Raw genomic sequence first — 14,739 nt, forward strand, 5'->3', positions numbered from 1 at the left:
TACATCACTCCTCGTAATAGTTCAGGGCGACGATGGTCAAGTCGCGGGTGGCTTCGCCTTCGACCTGGTACTTGCTGCCCATCTCGACCAGGGAACAGCCTGTCCAAGTTTCCCGCTTGCTACCCCCGTCCTGCGGATAGATGGTGAGTTTGGCGTCAACCAGGGCACGCCAATCAGGTTCGCCAGTTTTCGGGATCGCCACGGAAATGCGCAGGTCGTGCTCTTCCATGCCCTTTGCCGTGCCCAGTGGTCGGCCTAATTTGTTCATTGTCTTGACGACAGTACGGCCGGTCTTGAGGCTGGGCTCTACGCTCACCACCTCATACTCGGTCCCGTTGATCTCCAGAACAATCTGTCCAACGTAATCATCTGACATTTACAATCTCCCCTTACAAGAGCAGGTCAATTCGGGCGGCAAACACATGCAGGCCATTGACCACATCGGCTGGAATACTCGAATTGAGTCGGCTGGCACTTTGAGTAGAGCGCTCGACGACCAGGCCAGTGGCATTGGCGTCTACCTCTTCGACGATCTCAAGCTCTTCCAGCTTTTTGAGCACGTCCAGCAGTTCGCCACGAACTGCCGCCGGGGTTTTGCTGGACAACTTCGAGCGGGGAAACCGCTGGCGAATTCGGTCGCGGCAAGCTTGGCGCACGTAATAGAGAGTGCGAATGGTCGTCAGATCGAGCATGGACACATCGTCTGCGCCTGCTGCAGACGTTGTGTAGGTGGTGACTGACCGGACGATTTGCACCACGTCGCCGGCGCCGACCTCCAGAGGCGTCACACCGTTGGCCAACGCCGCTTCTTGCTCGGTTCGACCTAGGCGATTAGCCACGGGGGGAACCGTAATCCCTGCCAGTGCAAGGGTGTTGAGTGGCCGGGCCGGGTCTTCTTCTGAAGCTATCACCGCCGCGTAAGCCGCCGCGACCTGGCGGGCTGTCGAGGTAGTTCCCGGCAGCACCGCCAACGAGATGGCCCCGGCGTTAAGGCTTTCGGCCAACGTCGTCGCGGCTGACAACGTGGTGGTCAACGCGCCTACACCGATGATGCTTTGCTGTTCAATCGAATCGGTATAGGTGTTGATGTGCGTGCGCAGGGCTGTCAAAGCGGCCTGACTGAACCACGCCGGCACCAGAATGGTGAACCGGCCTTGTGCGGTTGAAGCGAGCGCCCCTGAAATATCTGGCTCCGCATTACCGACGACAACCACGCCGACAATGGAAATGGCCACATAGCGATAGGCTTTGATAGCTGCGGCAACCATTTCGCCGGCCACTGCGCCTGCCAATGTTTTGGCTTCGAGGTCACTGAACACCTGGGTCGGGACATTGGCAGCAAGCGTTGCGCCTTCTCCCAGGGGCACAATCAAACAGATGCTCTGGGCGTTGGTGGGCAAGTTTCGATTGGCCAGGCTGGTGTTGAACTCCATGTAAACGCCTGGTTTGCGGATCGAGGCCGGTATCGTATCGATGACGACGGTCATTCAGCGGACTCCTTAGCGGGCTGTTTGGCGCTGTTGGTTTTCTTCTTCACGGCCACCAGCTCACCCGATAACACGCGGCGCTGGTAGTACGAAGTGTCTAGAATCTCCACCGGTTCGGCCGGTGCGGGTTCGATGTATTGCCTTGGGTCTCCCTCGGTGGGCACCCTAAGGCCTGGAGCGGCGACTACGAACATCACAAGTTCCTCAGTTCAATGGTGTCGGTGGCCGCCGTTTCGGTACTGCCGGCCGGGCTGTGGTAAACCATGTCGATGCCTTCCAGATCCGGCAGGTCCTGCTCTGGCTTGGTCCAATCCAACTCAATCGAAAACGATTGCCCCAGGACCGACATGTAGTCACTTTGAAACTTGCCGTTAACCAGGTTGGATAACTCGGTTGGCTCAATGCGTGCTCGATCCGGCCAGGGTTGCCAGTCCACAAGCTGGTGCATGCAGGCCTCCCAAAGCGCATAGCTGCCAATATCTGTGGCAGTTGTCCCGCGCCTGGTCTCCCGTTCACCCCGTGGATGACGCGTAACGATCACCAGGCGAAACGTGATCGGAACGCCGTAACGGCTTTGACTGCGCTTACGAAACACGGCCCTTGGCACCATCAGCAGTACGGCCGGGCAGCGCTTGAGTAAGCCGTCTAGCAAGTCCGGATCGCCCAGTTCACCGCCGTAGCTGTCAACGGTAAGGCGGTGGACCTTCGGAACCAGCTCCCTCAGGCGAGCCACAATCAAGTCCTCCAGCTCGCCCAGCATTACAAGTTCCTCAACGTGGTACGGCTCATCAGACGAGGCTGGTGGCTGATCTGCAGGCGAGACTCGCCGCCGTCAGAAGCTCCACGTTCCTTGTCCTCTGCGGCCAATGTTTCCAGCCGCTTAAGCACGTCTTTGTAGAGCACGCGCACGGTCGACTCTTCCTTGCCCGCATCGTCGTACAGGTGATAGCGGGCGATCTCGGCCAGATCGGCAGTTACCCATTCGGGGGCCTCCTCACCGGCCGGGCGAAACCGCAGGTAAAACGACACCTCACTACGTGCCCGCGTTACGGCGTCGGCGATCCTGGCCAGCGTCGCAACGGCGATGGCCACGTCCTCAGGCGGCCATTCGTCCAAGGGCTGGCCAGCAGCAGCGGCCACCACTAGCGCCGGTTCGATAGCACGCTCGGTGTCCGGCACCGCCACTTCCGTGATGTCGCGGGCGCCGAAGCGGACAAGTAGCTGGCTGGCGGATGGCAGTGAAAGGTTCACTATTGACCTGCCTTGGCTTTGCGGGATTTCGCAGGTGGTTTCTCTGCCAGTGTCTTGGCCGCTTCACGCGTCTGATCTTCTTTGAGGGCGTCTTCCCAGAGAGAATCAAGTTCGCCGTCCGGCGCTTCTATCGCCTTGGCTAGTTCATATGCCCGATCCTCCATGAGGGCATCTTCCCAGAGGGCATCAAGTCCGATATTGCCCGCACCTGGGGCGACGGGCAGAAGCACTCCATCACCCAGAGCTGCAGTGTTTGCTTCAAGCGTCTGCGACTGAACGTTTTGTGCGGTGTTGGACGCTTCCGGTAGCGCGGTGGACGACGTAAGTGCATGGCGCGGCTCCCGCTCTGGCTTCAGATCTACTTCCACGCAGGTGACAATCAACTGAGGCTCTTTGACCAGGGCATGCCATTGCTCAGACGTGAAGTCGCCCGGTTGCCAGGTAATCGGCTGGTCGGAGTGGCCGACGCCGCAGCGACGAAAGCCATTTCGCCTGGCCGTAATAACGATGACAGTCGTCATGACGCCCCCTTAGGCCTCGCCAGTCGAGCCGAACGCCAGTTGCCAGAAGCCATAGCCACCAGCCGCCCGTGCTTCTGCCCCGAACTTGAATTTCTTGCGGCTGAACACATCGTCCGCTTCCGGGTCGGTCTGCTGGACGAAGACAGGTGCTTTACGCTCCTGGTATATGAACGGGCGAACGGGCTTGCTGGTGTCCAGCAGGAACCAGGCGGTATCGGAGATGATGCGAGTCGAGACCACCAGTTCGGCAGTGCCTTTGTAGAGGTTGACCTTGCCGTCTTCCAGGCGCTCACTGGTCAGCAACGCACGGGCGGTATCTTCCAGGCCAGGGCCGACCAGCAAGATTGTCGGCCGCACGTCCAATGGGCGCCCGTCATCATCTTTGAACTTGCCCATGGCAGTACGGGCCGCACCGTAACTGGCTTTCGCCGCCGCTTGCGTTGCGATGGAAAGTGCAGCCGTCCCTTTATTGCTGACACTGCCTTTGCCGACTGGGTGGTCCGTGTCGAAGAAATACTGCTCGTCATAGCAGAGGTTACCGAAGCCGCCATTGACCAACTCATAGACAAGTTCATCGGGCAACTGCTTGGCCGAGAATCCCGCCATCTGTGCCTGGGGCGCGTAGATCCCCAGTTGATCGTCTTCAATGTGGTTACGGTCGACCTGGACAGTGGCTTCGAAGTCTTCGTTTTCCACGGTGTAACTGTAAGCCTTCAGATTTTTGACGTGCTTTTCCCCGACCCAACGACGCATCTTTGGAAACGCCGACAACCAGGCGTAAATGTTGCTGCCGGTTGAGCTGGGCACCTTCATAGCGATCTTTTCCCAGGTACTGGGAGCAGCCGCAAAGGCGTTGTTAAACAGGGTTTTCAGGGCAACGAAGGCCAGCTGAATCGAGGCTTTGTTAACTAACATGCGCAATGCGCTCCTATATATAGAGGGAGTTACTCAACCCACACGCCGTCGGCATCAACACCGACGATGCGTCCAGCAGCGGATCGGGTGCCGCCTGCATCAGCAGCCGCAACGGTTTCGTCGTCGACGATGTAAGCGGGCTTGAACAGGTGCGCCTGGGTGATGGTGCCGTCATTGGCCCAAAGGAACGCCTTGCCATGGCGGATCTCGACCTGAGCAGCACCAGCCGCGCCGCCTCGGTTGTCGACAAACTCCTCGGCGCGGCCCAAGTAGGACAACCCGAGGGCAGTTGAACCAGGTGCAGCAAAGCCGGTGGCGGATGCGACCACCAGAGAGCCTGCGAAGATGCGGACGTTGGCGGCGACGGGCACCACCAGCACTTCGGTGGCCTTCATCGGCGTATTACGATCTTGAGTCAGCGGCACGGGTTACACCTCGCTCTGCTTGGTTTTGGCGAACTCGACCGGATCAACACCCAGCTGGCGGCACATGGCTTGCTCTTCGGAGTTGAGTGCGGTGGTGGTGTTTTCGGGTTTACGGCCACCCAGGTCAGTGGGGTCAGCAACAACCGGCGCGGCATCCACGAAGGCTTTGAAACGAGTCAAGCCCGCTTCGTCCTGGCACATGGCGCGGTGGTAATCCACGGTCGCCGGGGTGATCTTCCCGGCCTGAGTGGCAGCAGTAATGACCGCGTCGACGGCCTTGGAGTGTTCTATTTTCTTGTGCTCGGCGAGTGCCTGTTCGGCATTCATTGCGCGAGACTCCAGCGCGTTGTAATCAGCGCGAGGGACGAACCGCTCCAGGTTGCCCGACTCGCTGTTGAGTGCCTGGTTAGTGGCGTTGAGTTTGGCAGTGGTGGCCGTAAAGACCTGTTCTGCGGTCGCCGTCTCAGGCAAACCAAGCAGCTTTAAAAGCTCTGGTGAGGGTTTCACAGGGACATTCTCCAATTGCTCTTGGTTGAGAGCTGTCATGACGAGGTTGGGGATGTTGGTAAGGGCTGCGCTGACCATGCGCACGATGCGCTTGGTCTCATCGTCGTAATCGAAAACAGGGGAAAGGAAGCGGTACTCTTTGTTCTCAACCTGGAGTTCGCCGCGTGGCGTCCATTCGGCCAGGCCCCACAAAGCACCGTCGCGTATCTCCAACTGTTTGATCCATGCGCCGGCAGGTGCCTCCTGACCAAGAGGGGCGCGGCGCTGGGTGGCGTGCTCCCAGTCGATGGGCAAATCAATTGCCCGGCTGGAAAAGTTGGTTTGCACGAACTGATGGGCCACGTCGTCGAACAGCCAAGTGCGGCCGTCACGGCCAACAACTGTTGGGCCTGCGGGAATGAGTTCCACCCACTCGGGTGCTTTCCCATCGGAAAGCTCGACGGGGCTGTAGATCTCTGAATTAACGGCGAGTTGAGTTTTCATGCCGACAGTGTCGGCGGGCTATCGAAGGCGGGGAGTTTCGGCGCGGCGTAAGGTTTTAATTACAGCCGTTAGTACAAAGTCTTTGAGAAGTCTAGAAAAGCAGGCTTATGCTGTTTGACTAGCATACGACAAGCCCGCGCAATTCATATTAAACTCGGCCAGAACTACACAGCCGTCTAGTCAGGAAACCACGTCAGATAGATTTGGCTTTAGGTTTTCCACAAAAGATCGCCTGCACGTTACAGCTATTATGTGGGCCGATGTCAGGAACTCCGCTCCCTGTATGGCAATAGAGCTTCATTTCATAGCCGCGCTGAACGATCATGTTATTAGACTCTTCTAAAACTCGCAGTTCAGGTTTGTGTACCGACCAGCCTTTACCTCCACCCTCCGTTCCCGAAGCAATAATGAGTAAGCCGTTAGGAACGTCAGCGTCAGACATCACCGCATCTGCGGAGCCGCCGCTCCATCGGCCACTATGTTGAACATAGCTAGTATCTAATAAGAAGTTCTTTGGAAATTTAACTGTGGTCGCTATGGCTTGCACCTTTGCTTCCTGAAATCTAGCGGTTGCCTCTTGATAAGCCTCTCCAAGATCGGTAAATCCATTCGGACATCTCTCACCAGAAACGGCTGAGAGGGATATTGAAGAAAGAAAAGCCGCACTCACGAGCCCAAAGCGGACTGATTTTAACGTGATCATTTTCATGCTCCTCGTTTTATAACAATTATTAATTCGCTGCCCAGATGGGCAAACGAAAGGGTAGAGCACTGCTTCGTATATTGCGTAAGACAACGGAGGCGTTCAGCGACTATTTTTGAGAGTGCGAACAGAAGTGTCTCGGCTCCTTTACATATCTACACATGAGCGATCGTTGGAAGTGAATTTGACGAAGCAGGGTGCGGCACCACCTGACGGTGAACCACAAACCGTCACTGTTAGCCAATCTAACGCGGGTCTAACGCTTGTTGCCGGCCCCATGGGCGGCGGATGTACCGAGAGCAGCTCAGCACGCCACCAAAACGATTACAGACGGTCAACCTGTAAAGCCTTCTGTGAGGTAGTCGCCCACGATGGCCAGGATCTCGGTTTCATCCTCCGAAGACAGGCCAAGATATGGCCGGGCTTGCATTTCCGTAGAGCTTGCACCTCGGGTTGCCCACTGGGAAAAGTTGGATTTGTTCTTTTTCACGAAGCGATTGCCCACCGATCCATCTTTCCCCTGACGGAAGTAGACCTGCTGTGACCTGGCTGCATGCTCGATCTTGCCGCCCAACTGGTGGATAGCGCCGTACACACGATCAGTGCCAAACGCCAGTTCGTTGTTGCTGACGTTGTGGCGCAGGGTGTCCTGCAGCGTGCCTTTCTCACGCAGGATGCGACCACCTTTCTTGCGGGCCAGGGTCGACGGCGCAAGCGGCGCCCATGGCGAGCCGTCCGGGGCGACCTGCTGGCGAAAGCGGTCATCCGTGGATTGATGCAGGTATTCGGCTATGTCGTTGAGTGGCGTCGTCAGATCGCCCAGGCGCTCGATCAGGTCATCCAGGCTCTTGCCCACCGACGTTGTATCAACGGATACCTCAAGCATTGAACCGGCCATGTGTTGCTCCTATTCGGTACGCCGATAAAGCAGAACGCCCAGGCGCAACGCCTCAAGGTACTGCTCACTGTCATCTACAAACCCGGTGACACCGGTCCAGCCGTCCGCGCCTTGGTCGAACACGGCCACGGCAGGTTCGGCCTTACCCTTTACCTGGACGTGCGCCAGGAAGCGGCGGCGCAGTACCGCCTTGCCCTGGTCGGGTTGCCATTCCAGACGTGCCCAGATCTCGTCGGGCGTCTTGATGGCTTCAGCCAACAAGGCGAGTTCGCGTGCTTTGATTTGCTGGGGCAACGCTATTGCGCCGTTTTTTGCACCGCTGAACATCTCCCGGCCGATGACCAGGGCATCACCAGTCACATCGCGGAATACTGCAGGTGCCGCATCGGTGGCGCCGAACTCGCCCAAGAACTGGGTCAAAGCGTTTGCTGCAGGCACTTTGGCAGGGAGCAGGCGCTTTGCTGGTACCTGGCGAGGTTGCGGTAAAGAGCCACTCGGCTGGCGGTTGGGCAACCCTTGCCCAGGGGCTGGAGCTGCTGACGGCGCAGGCACAAGGTCACGGGTGCGCAGCTGGGGCACGGAGTTCGCCAGTCGGGACTGTCCTGGTGAGTATTCGAAGCCTGGATCAATCCCCTTAGGCACTCGTACAGTGCGCGGGCCGTTGGGGCTATTCGTGCCAATAACCCGATCCTCCCACTCAACGGCGGGCGCCGGGCCAATCGTCAGGCCCTGGCGCTCCACGTCCCTGGCCGAGAGCATGAACTTCTTGCACTTGCAGCCCCAGCCGTTTTGTGGCGTATGGGTTTCCCACCAAGGATCATCGAGCGGCAGTGTGATGCCGTTCCAGGACAAGTGCATCGGGCGTGGGTGGGCACTGTCGCCATGGCGGTAAACTGCGTAGGGGCGGCGCTTGCGCAATTCCGGGTCTGCCATCTGGGTTTCGCGCCCAGCGTTGTAGGACTGGCGCAGATTGGTTTCCCAGATGACATTGGTCCGCCAACCGCGTTCGCCCTGGTACTGCCAACCGTGTTTGCCGACGACCTGGTCAAAGTCTTTTCGGAACTGCTCCAGGGTGGTCCCGCTGGCGATGGACCTTTCCACCGCACCGCGTAGATCGGTCAGCAGATCGCGTTTTACCGCACCGGCCACGACAAAGGCGTAGTCATGCTCAGCGGCGTAAACGTCCGTCCAGGCGCGGGTTGGCAGGTCGACCTTGCTACGGAAGTAGTCGATCTGTTCCTTGAACGGTAGCGAACCATGGGAAACTGACATTTATTGTCCTCTACTACAGACAAACGCAAACAAGCATATGCACGGGGGAATCATGGAAAGACTAGAATTCGCGAGCGACCAACCTATACCTGATGAGTATCTCCTCGAGCTAGGCCGAATGACTGCTACATGGACACGCCTAGAGTTCGGTTTGAATTTTGTCATTAGTAGACTCATGGGGTTTGATCGCTACGATGTAAGGCCTGTAATAGCCTTCGCGCATGCCAATTTTCAGCAGCGAGTAGAAGTTTTCGCAGCACTCTGCGACAGAATGCAAGCGAACCATAGCCAGTTGGCACTTTACCAATCGGTACTCACTAAGATTAAGGGCGCTCAAAAGGGTAGAAACAAATACGCCCATAACGTCATCACGTCCGATGGTTCTGGAAAGATTTTTGTCACGTTGATCACGGCAAAAGGGTCTTTCAAAATCAAGCCTGAGACCATCTATCTGAACGATATAAAGGAAGTTACAGCTAAAATAGTTGAGGCTGCACATGGTCTTAACTCGTTGATAGTTCAGACACAGGAAGTAGATTTAGACCCAGAGAGTTAAAACTCAGAGTCCTCTTAATATGTCATCACGGCCAGCCAAGCTAGCAGCCACGAGCCCGTCAGCGATGGCGTCTGCTAATTGGCTGCTCGTTAAGGTTGGATAGGCTTCAATCAGTCGATCTCGAAACTCTTCCAGGCTGTGGACCGTGTCGAGCAGTTCTTTGAGCTGCTCGACCATGTCATCCATGTACACCCCCACTGACCGCTCCATCGTCCGCACCTGGTTATCCACGATGTCCGGCGCTACCTTTGGCTTGGCGGGCGTCTGCTCACTGTTAGCCGCCTGAGCCAATGCCTTAGAAGGCACAGCCACAGGTGCCCCCAGCACCTCCGCGCCTGCAGCCGGAGCTGGGAGATTGAGCTTGTCGCGAATGACCGACTGTTCGACCTTCAAACCTAGCGGGACCAGCTTCTCCAGGGCAGAGATTAGAATTTTTAAATCTTCGGGCTGAGGCACATCAAGAATCAGCCTTGGGTAATTTCGACCTGGTGCAAAGTTCAGGTCGCACCAAGGCCGCACAAAGTAGCGGTTCAGCGTATTTGATTCGGCCTTGGCATCAGCCTGCAGCAGATCCAGTCGTACCTCGTTGTGGATCGTCGCCTGGGCCTGGCTGGAGCCATCATCAGTGGACATCGTCTGCCCGACTACCGCCTTGCTGACCTGCTTATCCCACCACTCAGCCAGGCCTTTGAAGAAGTCCCCGGCACCGGCGACATTGGCCGCTTGGGTGAAGTCGATACGCATACTGTCCGGGATCACCGCTGCAGCATCGCTGCCGAGGTTGGCCACCGCCGACATGAGGGTCGCAATATCGTCCTTGCTGGCACCTGGTCCGTATCGCCCAACGCGCATGGGCATCCCGAAGATGTCGGCGAAACCCATCCAATCCTTCCAGGTCCAGGCTTTGCACATGTAACCCACAGCGGCCAGTCGTGCCAGGCCACCCCGGATCGGTAGGCCTGATCGGATGCGCGGCAGGTGGACAATGAACTTGTAAGGCGCCAAGGCCACGCCGTTGACCATGTCAGCCTCATCGAGCAGGCGAAGTTCCCGGCCGGTGTCGCGGTCGAACTGGAAGAAGCGTTGGTCCCTTGGTTCAAAGCGCGCAGGATTCCAGGTCTTGCCGCTGCGGTCCCACATGATTTCGGAGACAGCATAGGCTTTGCCCATGGCGTCGGTCAGGTCGGCCTGCAGCTCACCAAACTCCGGGGAGTCGACTATTTCCTTGAGCTGGTCAGCTCGGCGTACGTCTTCTGCGTCGTCGCTAGCGGCTTCGACACGAATAGCCAAGCCCGATATTGCCAGTTTGCGGGTACCTAACACCGAGGCGTAATGCAGATCCCGCTCCTCCATTTCCTCGGCAAGTGTCAAATAGTCGTGGGCATTACCCTCGGTGGCGGCTTGCAAGATGGCGGCGAGGCGACCTGGAGTCAGGCCGCTGGCCACTGACTGATGCCAAACCTGACGTATACCGGTGGTCTGGGCAGCGGCCAACTCCTCGGTGAGTTTGTCGTACTGGATCGGTCGACCGTATTGGTCGACGATTTTGGATTCAGCCATTACCAAATGCCTTTTTTGGAGCGCCAACCGGCGCCGATCTGGATCTCGCGATCATGCTGGGATGCAGGCTGGACTCGGTGATATTCGATGATCTCGACTTCCTGGCGGGACGCGTAGTCGGCCAGGACAGCAGCGATACCGGCGTCGCCGTGACGTTTAGGTCCGGCCTTTTCGCCTTTCTCGTTGGTCCGCTTTTCCGGGATGCGGGCGACGCCCTTGACCATGCGGAAGGCGCGAACGTCGCTGACCACATCTTTGTCGGCCGGGATGTCGTAGAAGGTGTCGTCTTCCAGGGATGCCTTGAACGGGGGCATGTTGTCGCGATACCAGCCCTCGGTGAGCATCACCCGCTCAATGCGGTTGAACCCAAACTCAATGGCCGTTTCCTCCGACAACTGCGAGCCGTTGCCCCTGGCATCGTCGGCGCCCTTGAGGAAATTGGGTAAGCGACGAATGATGTAGAACTTGATTTGGGCCTGTTGCTTGAACGGGACGTTGCGCAACTCGACCACAAAGGGGGTGCGCTTGCGTAGATTCTGCTCTTTGAGCAGTGGCCAGAAGACCGATAGGTCACCGGAGCGAGCGAAGTCCATGCCATAAAAACTCTGAACATCCAGAGGGATCGCCGATAGCAGCGGGAGCAAATGCTCCTCGCACCACTCCAGTGATTCGGCAAGGCGTAAGTGTTCGGCAATAGTTTCGTAACCCTGCGGATACGCCAGGCGCAGCACCGGCACGTCGCGGTTACTGCGCTGTTCGACCAGGGCCATACTGAGAAAGGCGCCGCCGCCCTGTGAGGGGACGCAGTCAAGTTCCTCCTCAGCAGCTTCGCCGTAGAAGTCATATACATCCTGAACCCAGGCCGCTTCTTCCTCAGGCTTGTACTCAATACCTTTACGCAGGCAAACCCGGTGGTAAAGGCCATCGGCCACAGCTTCACGAAACGAACAGCGGAACAGCTTGCCCTTGCGCTTGCCTGCTCGAATATCGTTGATCAGTTCATTGAAGGCGTTTTCCGTGCCGTCGTGGGTGCTGATTACATGCACTTCGCCGCCCCAGATCAACAGCGCCAGAGCAGCTTTTAGCAATTCGGCCAAGTCCTGATGGAATGCGGCTTCGTCGATCACGACAACACCCTGACGGCCTCGCAGGTTGGATGGGCGACTGGTCAGCGCAACGATGCGGTGCCCGCTGGGAAAGCCGATGGTGTAGGTCTTGATGTGCTTGTCTGGGTCGCTGTCGGGCCAGATGCCTTCTTCGATTTGTTCTGCTGCGTAGTTGTAAGCTCGCGCCCACATGGCGCACGCCTGGATGTACTCCACGGTCATGTCCTGGTTGTAGCCCAGGTAGTAGACGGTCTGACCTCCCGCCGACTTTTCGGATGCTGCGACCAAGACGTTATCTGCCGCCTCGGCCCAGGTGAGACCGATACGCCGAGATTTCTCACCGACCTTGAGTGGGGCACGGATGCCGATCCACTCTTTTTGGTAGTCGAGCAGCACTGCCGGGGCAACCAGGGTGGCGGTACTGTCCAGGATAAGGGGGACACTCACGATGCCATCCCCAGGATTTCGCGCCGGATTTCGTCAGCTGTCGACTGAGTCATGCCGCCTTTCTTTGCGATCTTGTCAACGCGGGCCGCTGCTGTTTCGACCTTCTCCCGCCACTCGGCCTGCCATTTCTTCTGCACCACCGAGGCCTTGCCCAGTTCCGCGACGGCCTTGGCCACCTTGGGCAAGTCCATTTGATCGCCATCACTCATCAGCAGCTTGAACAGGTGTTCCTGGACCAGACGCATCAACGCTTCATTGACGGCACCTTCTTCATCTGGGGCAGCGGCCACCACAGCGCGAGCCTGCTCGCTGGCCATCTTCAAAGCGGAGAGCTTGGACTCGAAGTCCTGACCGTAACGATGCAGTGCCGACTTGCTGATCGAAAAACCCTGGTTCGACAGCTCGTTGGCCAGGGCTTCGTAGTCGCTGAAATTGTTCTCGGCCAACGCCTTATCGAGCCAGTTTTTGACCGACTTGGGCAGGCTGGCGACTTTGCTGCGCGGAGGCATGGCGTCAGCTCCAGTATTTTTCTGGTCGTGCGATACCTGGATTACAGTCGATGGTGTACTCGGCCACGTCGACGCCATAGTGGGTCAAGCCGCAGATCCATGCTCCGCTGGATTGTTTCTTCAAGGTCGCCAAGCTACGGTCGGCCAGATAATCCAGTTCGCGCCGTAGCTCCAGGCTGGTGGCGTCGGGGAAGATGCCTTGGATAGTCGACAGCACCACAGCTTCATGAGGATCAACGGGCCTCGACGTGTTGAGGGTGAGAATGATGTACCAACGCAGGGATTCCCGGCGCACCTTGGCTGGATCGATGTTCATCAACGTAGTCCTTTGAGCTGTACGTTTTCTAACTTGAGTGCCAGGCCGTCGAGCTTGGCTTCGATAATGGATTGGTTGCGTACCCAATCCTCGCGGCGGACGTAGTTCAAAGGCATTTCTCCGCGCAGGCGTTCTAGCCCGATCTCAACCTGACGCAGCCGTTCACTGTCCTTGTCGACCACGGCAAACCGTTGATCTAGGCGCCGCTCCATTTGCACCAGGAGCATTTTCATCACACCGACAAAGGCGCCGAGAATGGTCACAGCGATACTGATCATCTGCCACACAGGCATTTCAAAGGTCGCCATCAAGCCTTGCTCCTTTCGCGACGTGTTTGGCACTGCGCGCAACGTTGCACACCAGGTATGGCCTGGCGCCTTTCTTCTGGGATCGGCATGTCGCAATCAGCCACCTGGCAAAACTCGGCCGAGGGGCCTGTTAAAACTTCTTGCTGTGCCAAATGAGTCGCTAAAGCGCTTTCGTTGTGCAGAGCTTCGAGTACGCTCGCGTAGTCACTTGCTTTCATTGCGCGTCCAATTGATCAGGCTTGTGAGCTGCGCCCGGCAAACGCCATGCAGCTCGGCATTACGCACCTGGTTGGTCAGGAGTTGTTCCTGGGTGACGCCTGAGTCGAGGTCATCAGTGGTTCCGGTTCCGCTGGCAGGCGCAGGAGTTCGGCCGGAGCTGTTCGGGGTTTGCACTGGGGGAGTGGCGGTAATTCCGTTTGCTGTGTTCCACACGCGGACAAAGCCAGTGGTGAACACAGCAATAGGCAGCGGCTCAGTTTTCGCATCCAGGGCGCGACGGTAGAGAGTGGTAACACGGGCAATATCTCCTTTGAGTCGGTCGGTGGTTTTGCGCAGGTTTTCTTTCGTGTCGGAGAGCTGGATAGCCAATTGGTCATTCTTGACCTGCTCTTTAAGCAGCTCTGCATTCGCCTGTTGCGCAGCACTGGTCGCCGCTTCGGCGTCGCTCTGCTTTTCCTTTGCACGCGCTTGCTCTGCCTTCGCCAGTGTCCTGTCTCCCTCAGACTTTGCTAAGGCATAACCGGCGTCGTATCTGGACTGGCCAAAGTCATCGAGCACTTTAATTGCCATGCCAAGGACGAAAAGAATGGCCAGGATCGGCAGGGATTTCAGGAACAGGCTTTTCATAGGCAGATACCTTTTCCCCAGCCGGCGTCTTCATACAGCCGTTCCCAGCGCAACAGGATCAGACGGGGGTATTGACGGTTTTCCTTGAAGGCAGCGGCAGAGCGGCCGTTGTTGAACCGCTCGACAGAATTGAACCAAGTCAGCGGATCGGCCCCCTTAGCCGATGCCAACTTGCGGTCTTTAATCACCCAGCCCAGACCGCCGTTGTATGCAGAAAGCATCATGGCTCCCTGATCACAGGGCGTGCGTGCCTGTACCCGATCCCCCAGCCAGCGGTCATAACTGACCAGTGCTTGCATAGACCAAACCGGGTTATACGGCTCAACCTTGGCGAGAGCTTTGGGGAATAACTTGGCTAGCCAAGTGGCGGTCGAGGGCATCACCTGGCCCAAGCCTTGCGCACCGACAGGCGATTTCGCGTCGAATTTCCAGCGGCTTTCCTGGTGGATCTGTGCGGCAAATGTAGCCACCGGGGCATCCAGGCCCCACTCGGCCTGGGCGATACGCGTTAAGTCACGGCGGTAATGCTCTGCCTCGGCAGGGATTTCCGCACGCGCAAAAGTGGATAAGGCAAGCCCGACAATCGTGGCGAGGCACCCGGCGCCTATATATAGAAGAACTCTGCGCAT

General features: G+C 57.6%; 21 protein-coding genes. 1 reads left to right on the plus strand and 20 read right to left on the minus strand.

The window, feature by feature from the left end; translation table 11 throughout:
- Positions 1–4: 4 nt before the first annotated feature.
- The 12 genes from V3W40_RS26605 to V3W40_RS26660 form a co-directional block, all read right to left on the minus strand.
- Complete coding sequence (locus V3W40_RS26605; RefSeq protein WP_330215962.1) at positions 5–376, minus strand: phage tail protein; 372 nt, start codon at positions 374–376, stop codon at positions 5–7.
- Positions 377–389: 13 nt separating this feature from the next.
- On the minus strand, positions 390–1,487 hold the full coding sequence (locus V3W40_RS26610) for a phage tail sheath C-terminal domain-containing protein (protein WP_330215963.1): 1,098 nt from the start codon (positions 1,485–1,487) through the stop codon (positions 390–392).
- Positions 1,484–1,681: a hypothetical protein gene (locus tag V3W40_RS26615; protein WP_330215964.1), complete on the minus strand. Its 198-nt coding sequence runs from the start codon at positions 1,679–1,681 to the stop codon at positions 1,484–1,486. The genes V3W40_RS26610 and V3W40_RS26615 overlap by 4 nt, the downstream gene beginning before the upstream one ends.
- Positions 1,681–2,247 carry a phage protein Gp37 gene (locus V3W40_RS26620; RefSeq protein ID WP_330215965.1) on the minus strand — a complete coding sequence of 189 codons (567 nt, stop codon included), beginning with the start codon at positions 2,245–2,247 and terminating at the stop codon, positions 1,681–1,683. The genes V3W40_RS26615 and V3W40_RS26620 overlap by 1 nt, the downstream gene beginning before the upstream one ends.
- Positions 2,247–2,738 (minus strand): phage protein Gp36 family protein, encoded by a 492-nt coding sequence (locus V3W40_RS26625; protein ID WP_074846220.1) that lies wholly within the window; start codon positions 2,736–2,738, stop codon positions 2,247–2,249. Before V3W40_RS26625 ends, V3W40_RS26620 begins: the two co-directional genes overlap by 1 nt.
- The gene (locus V3W40_RS26630; RefSeq protein WP_330215966.1) at positions 2,738–3,259 is read right to left on the minus strand and encodes an HI1506-related protein; all 522 of its coding nucleotides are present in this window, start codon (positions 3,257–3,259) and stop codon (positions 2,738–2,740) included. The genes V3W40_RS26625 and V3W40_RS26630 overlap by 1 nt, the downstream gene beginning before the upstream one ends.
- Positions 3,260–3,268: 9 nt before the next feature.
- On the minus strand, positions 3,269–4,174 hold the full coding sequence (locus V3W40_RS26635; protein ID WP_330215967.1) for a Mu-like prophage major head subunit gpT family protein: 906 nt from the start codon (positions 4,172–4,174) through the stop codon (positions 3,269–3,271).
- A 29-nt stretch (positions 4,175–4,203) separates the two neighbouring features.
- Positions 4,204–4,599, minus strand: coding sequence for a hypothetical protein (locus V3W40_RS26640; RefSeq protein WP_330215968.1), 396 nt, complete (start codon positions 4,597–4,599; stop codon positions 4,204–4,206).
- 3 nt (positions 4,600–4,602) lie between these two features.
- Positions 4,603–5,589: a phage protease gene (locus V3W40_RS26645; RefSeq protein ID WP_330215969.1), complete on the minus strand. Its 987-nt coding sequence runs from the start codon at positions 5,587–5,589 to the stop codon at positions 4,603–4,605.
- A 193-nt stretch (positions 5,590–5,782) separates the two neighbouring features.
- The gene (locus tag V3W40_RS26650) at positions 5,783–6,292 is read right to left on the minus strand and encodes a hypothetical protein (RefSeq protein WP_330215970.1); all 510 of its coding nucleotides are present in this window, start codon (positions 6,290–6,292) and stop codon (positions 5,783–5,785) included.
- Positions 6,293–6,626: 334 nt separating this feature from the next.
- The gene (locus V3W40_RS26655) at positions 6,627–7,190 is read right to left on the minus strand and encodes a phage virion morphogenesis protein (protein ID WP_330215971.1); all 564 of its coding nucleotides are present in this window, start codon (positions 7,188–7,190) and stop codon (positions 6,627–6,629) included.
- Positions 7,191–7,199: 9 nt separating this feature from the next.
- Positions 7,200–8,462 carry a PBECR2 nuclease fold domain-containing protein gene (locus tag V3W40_RS26660; RefSeq protein WP_330215972.1) on the minus strand — a complete coding sequence of 421 codons (1,263 nt, stop codon included), beginning with the start codon at positions 8,460–8,462 and terminating at the stop codon, positions 7,200–7,202.
- A gap of 52 nt (positions 8,463–8,514) precedes the next feature.
- On the opposite strand from V3W40_RS26660, the gene V3W40_RS26665 reads away from it, so the two are divergent.
- Complete coding sequence (locus V3W40_RS26665) at positions 8,515–9,018, plus strand: hypothetical protein (protein ID WP_330215973.1); 504 nt, start codon at positions 8,515–8,517, stop codon at positions 9,016–9,018.
- Between the two features lie 3 nt (positions 9,019–9,021).
- On the opposite strand, the gene V3W40_RS26670 is transcribed toward V3W40_RS26665, so the two are convergent.
- The 8 genes from V3W40_RS26670 to V3W40_RS26700 are packed head-to-tail and all read right to left on the minus strand — an operon-like array spanning position 9,022 to position 14,739.
- Positions 9,022–10,578, minus strand: coding sequence for a DUF935 domain-containing protein (locus V3W40_RS26670; RefSeq protein ID WP_330215974.1), 1,557 nt, complete (start codon positions 10,576–10,578; stop codon positions 9,022–9,024).
- The gene (locus V3W40_RS26675; RefSeq protein WP_310169711.1) at positions 10,578–12,131 is read right to left on the minus strand and encodes a hypothetical protein; all 1,554 of its coding nucleotides are present in this window, start codon (positions 12,129–12,131) and stop codon (positions 10,578–10,580) included. Before V3W40_RS26675 ends, V3W40_RS26670 begins: the two co-directional genes overlap by 1 nt.
- Positions 12,128–12,640, minus strand: a complete 513-nt coding sequence (locus V3W40_RS26680) for a DUF3486 family protein (protein WP_269132489.1) — start codon at positions 12,638–12,640, stop codon at positions 12,128–12,130. The genes V3W40_RS26675 and V3W40_RS26680 overlap by 4 nt, the downstream gene beginning before the upstream one ends.
- Positions 12,641–12,644: 4 nt before the next feature.
- The gene (locus tag V3W40_RS26685; RefSeq protein ID WP_074846187.1) at positions 12,645–12,956 is read right to left on the minus strand and encodes a hypothetical protein; all 312 of its coding nucleotides are present in this window, start codon (positions 12,954–12,956) and stop codon (positions 12,645–12,647) included.
- Positions 12,956–13,264, minus strand: coding sequence for a hypothetical protein (locus V3W40_RS26690; RefSeq protein ID WP_074846184.1), 309 nt, complete (start codon positions 13,262–13,264; stop codon positions 12,956–12,958). The genes V3W40_RS26685 and V3W40_RS26690 overlap by 1 nt, the downstream gene beginning before the upstream one ends.
- Positions 13,264–13,482 carry a TraR/DksA C4-type zinc finger protein gene (locus V3W40_RS34925; RefSeq protein WP_074846182.1) on the minus strand — a complete coding sequence of 73 codons (219 nt, stop codon included), beginning with the start codon at positions 13,480–13,482 and terminating at the stop codon, positions 13,264–13,266. Before V3W40_RS34925 ends, V3W40_RS26690 begins: the two co-directional genes overlap by 1 nt.
- The gene (locus V3W40_RS26695; RefSeq protein ID WP_330215975.1) at positions 13,469–14,110 is read right to left on the minus strand and encodes a DNA-packaging protein; all 642 of its coding nucleotides are present in this window, start codon (positions 14,108–14,110) and stop codon (positions 13,469–13,471) included. The genes V3W40_RS34925 and V3W40_RS26695 overlap by 14 nt, the downstream gene beginning before the upstream one ends.
- Positions 14,107–14,739: a transglycosylase SLT domain-containing protein gene (locus tag V3W40_RS26700; RefSeq protein WP_330215976.1), complete on the minus strand. Its 633-nt coding sequence runs from the start codon at positions 14,737–14,739 to the stop codon at positions 14,107–14,109. The genes V3W40_RS26695 and V3W40_RS26700 overlap by 4 nt, the downstream gene beginning before the upstream one ends.

Origin of the sequence: Pseudomonas sp. AM8 (assembly GCF_036346475.1) — a bacterium.
GTDB classification, from domain to species: Bacteria; Pseudomonadota; Gammaproteobacteria; order Pseudomonadales; family Pseudomonadaceae; genus Aquipseudomonas; species Aquipseudomonas marginalis.

What these genes read in the sequence shown, in the direction of transcription:
- V3W40_RS26605 (WP_330215962.1), bottom strand. Translation starts at nt 376, where the DNA reads ATGTCAGATGATTACGTTGGACAGATTGTTCTGGAGATCAACGGGACC.
- V3W40_RS26620 (WP_330215965.1), bottom strand. Translation starts at nt 2,247, where the DNA reads ATGCTGGGCGAGCTGGAGGACTTGATTGTGGCTCGCCTGAGGGAGCTG.
- V3W40_RS26680 (WP_269132489.1), bottom strand. Translation starts at nt 12,640, where the DNA reads ATGCCTCCGCGCAGCAAAGTCGCCAGCCTGCCCAAGTCGGTCAAAAAC.
- V3W40_RS26650 (WP_330215970.1), bottom strand. Translation starts at nt 6,292, where the DNA reads ATGATCACGTTAAAATCAGTCCGCTTTGGGCTCGTGAGTGCGGCTTTT.
- V3W40_RS26655 (WP_330215971.1), bottom strand. Translation starts at nt 7,190, where the DNA reads ATGGCCGGTTCAATGCTTGAGGTATCCGTTGATACAACGTCGGTGGGC.
- V3W40_RS26610 (WP_330215963.1), bottom strand. Translation starts at nt 1,487, where the DNA reads ATGACCGTCGTCATCGATACGATACCGGCCTCGATCCGCAAACCAGGC.
- V3W40_RS26630 (WP_330215966.1), bottom strand. Translation starts at nt 3,259, where the DNA reads ATGACGACTGTCATCGTTATTACGGCCAGGCGAAATGGCTTTCGTCGC.
- V3W40_RS26690 (WP_074846184.1), bottom strand. Translation starts at nt 13,264, where the DNA reads ATGGCGACCTTTGAAATGCCTGTGTGGCAGATGATCAGTATCGCTGTG.
- V3W40_RS26695 (WP_330215975.1), bottom strand. Translation starts at nt 14,110, where the DNA reads ATGAAAAGCCTGTTCCTGAAATCCCTGCCGATCCTGGCCATTCTTTTC.
- V3W40_RS26645 (WP_330215969.1), bottom strand. Translation starts at nt 5,589, where the DNA reads ATGAAAACTCAACTCGCCGTTAATTCAGAGATCTACAGCCCCGTCGAG.
- V3W40_RS34925 (WP_074846182.1), bottom strand. Translation starts at nt 13,482, where the DNA reads ATGAAAGCAAGTGACTACGCGAGCGTACTCGAAGCTCTGCACAACGAA.
- V3W40_RS26635 (WP_330215967.1), bottom strand. Translation starts at nt 4,174, where the DNA reads ATGTTAGTTAACAAAGCCTCGATTCAGCTGGCCTTCGTTGCCCTGAAA.
- V3W40_RS26670 (WP_330215974.1), bottom strand. Translation starts at nt 10,578, where the DNA reads ATGGCTGAATCCAAAATCGTCGACCAATACGGTCGACCGATCCAGTAC.
- V3W40_RS26615 (WP_330215964.1), bottom strand. Translation starts at nt 1,681, where the DNA reads ATGTTCGTAGTCGCCGCTCCAGGCCTTAGGGTGCCCACCGAGGGAGAC.
- V3W40_RS26660 (WP_330215972.1), bottom strand. Translation starts at nt 8,462, where the DNA reads ATGTCAGTTTCCCATGGTTCGCTACCGTTCAAGGAACAGATCGACTAC.
- V3W40_RS26685 (WP_074846187.1), bottom strand. Translation starts at nt 12,956, where the DNA reads ATGAACATCGATCCAGCCAAGGTGCGCCGGGAATCCCTGCGTTGGTAC.
- V3W40_RS26665 (WP_330215973.1), top strand. Translation starts at nt 8,515, where the DNA reads ATGGAAAGACTAGAATTCGCGAGCGACCAACCTATACCTGATGAGTAT.
- V3W40_RS26700 (WP_330215976.1), bottom strand. Translation starts at nt 14,739, where the DNA reads ATGCGCAGAGTTCTTCTATATATAGGCGCCGGGTGCCTCGCCACGATT.